This is a genomic window from Streptomyces sp. NPDC059224, from assembly GCF_042754285.1.
Lineage (GTDB): Bacteria > Actinomycetota > Actinomycetes > Streptomycetales > Streptomycetaceae > Streptomyces.
Genome location: NZ_JBHZAN010000101.1, coordinates 1 through 1,952, shown reverse-complemented (window position 1 = coordinate 1,952; position 1,952 = coordinate 1). Strand labels below are relative to the sequence as shown.

At 38.0% G+C, this 1,952-nt stretch carries 1 protein-coding gene and 2 pseudogenes; all 3 read left to right on the top strand.

Translation table 11 applies throughout. The features are described 5' to 3' along the window. Positions 1-565, top strand: a pseudogene (locus tag ACFXI4_RS44610) (hypothetical protein); the annotation flags it as partial. A gap of 684 nt (positions 566-1,249) precedes the next feature. Next, complete coding sequence (locus ACFXI4_RS44605; RefSeq protein ID WP_375839303.1) at positions 1,250-1,423, top strand: hypothetical protein; 174 nt, start codon at positions 1,250-1,252, stop codon at positions 1,421-1,423. Positions 1,424-1,513: 90 nt separating this feature from the next. After that, a pseudogene (locus ACFXI4_RS44600) lies at positions 1,514-1,952 on the top strand (hypothetical protein); the annotation flags it as partial.

The following is a 1,952-nucleotide window of genomic DNA, read 5'->3' as shown; positions in this document are numbered from 1 at the left end:
AAATTTTATCGACAGGTTGCGTTATAAATACAAGAAAGAAAGTTCGATAGATTATTTATCGGTGGTAGAGCCACAAGGACGTGGAGCCTGGCATTGTCATGTTTTAATGCGCTTTAATGATTTGGATAAGATTTATATTAAAAATGCTGAATTAAGGAGTCTATGGGGTTTAGGATTTGTAACAATCAAGTCATTAAAGGATATAGACAACATAGGAGCCTATTTGAGCGCTTATTTGACTGATATAGACCTAGAAGATGTCCAAGACAGGGAAACAGCCTTAAAAGTGGCTTCAGAGGGCTGTGAGGTGCAAACAAAGATCGTAGAAGGTCGGGAAAAGAAATTTTTAAAAGGCGGACGGCTGCACATGTATCCTTCCGGAATGAATATGTATCGAAAATCAAAAGGGATTGTTAAGCCGGAACGGGAAGAAATGAAGTTCGGAGACATAAAAAAAGTAGTGGGTTCGGCAAAACCACACTACGAGAAAAGTTATCATGTCGAAAATGACAATTTTGAAAACACAATTTCGTTTCTCCAGTATAACACAAAACGTGATTTTTGAAGCAAAACGGTTCCTCTTTATGGAGCCGTTTTTTTTATTTCCCGAAGGGTTATTTGTCAGAATGACAAACCGATTTCGAGCCGGCGAGAACCCATTGTCACACCACGATTTAGGGGGTGTGTATAAATGGGCACTCTCTGTGAAATTTGAAGCTTTGAAATTCCGAATGGCGCACTTATACACTCTGTCGAGTGAGTGCTAAAATGCTGAAGCATTTCCGTCAAGCGTGTGGAGGAATCTTGTAGAGAGATATAGCATAGATACCCGTATCTCTAGAGATATTTTGGTATATCCCTGCTATATCTATGGGGTATCTATGCTATATCTTTGGCTTCAAAAACGGCACCTGTTCTAAGAGCATAGAAACTCAACAGGCACAGCCTGTTTGACACCCTTTTTTTTAGGGTGGCACCGAGTTTCCTTATGCTCTTTTTCTCTGAAGCTAAACCTGTTTTATATGTCGTAGTCTTTTTATTGGGAGTGACCCCTTGCTGTACAATTTCCGGAGGTGCCGATAAGGGACGAATTTTCCCTTGTCGGTTGCCTTTGGGGATTGTAAGGGGTGGAGGCTCGGAATCAAAAGGAAACGAAATATCATTCCGAGTGTGCTTCTTTTTTCTGTTCTTGAATTCTATTATTTCCAATGTTAGAATTATGTTAACAACTTGTTAGGAGTGTGTTTGGATGGAAGAGAAAAAACAAATTGGACCTCGAATTACTGTTGAAACATTTAAAAAGCTAGAGTTATTAGCCGAACATTTTACAAAACACAATGAATTTGGAAGAGTTTCAAAAGATGCTGTAATTGAGTTTGCTATTAAGGAATTGTATAGGGACTATTTGGGAAAAGGACGCTAATTTTTGTTGAAAAACTGACTTCGGATTTGGGGTTCTTTATTATTAACTTGATTTTAATTAAACATTACAGGAAAAATTGAGGGGAAATGGATGGATAAACGCAATGGTGACGCGGTTTTCATAGCTCCAAATGATGTTGTAAAAGTGACCACTATGAATCACGTCATTGAAGTTCAGCATATGGAGAAGATGAACCGGAAAAATAATATCAAAAAATTGGACAAGGATAGGTTTGTAGACCTCTCTACTGGGGAGATCCGGGAGTTCGAGCATTCGGAAAATCGGCAGGAAAATTATAATTCTTTGAGACAAACCTTTAAGAAGCTGCGTTATTTGATAAATAACAATTTTATAGGACGGCCAAATGAATTACATATAACTTTGACATACAAGAAAAATATGACGGACACGAAAAAACTTTATAGTGATTTTCAAAATTTTATCGACAGGTTGCGTTATAAATACAAGAAAGAAAGTTCGATAGATTATTTATCGGTGGTAGAGCCACAAGGACGTGGAGCCTGGCATT

Coding starts and splice junctions, on each gene's coding strand:
- ACFXI4_RS44605 (WP_375839303.1), top strand. CDS start 1,250: ATGGAAGAGAAAAAACAAATTGGACCTCGAATTACTGTTGAAACATTT.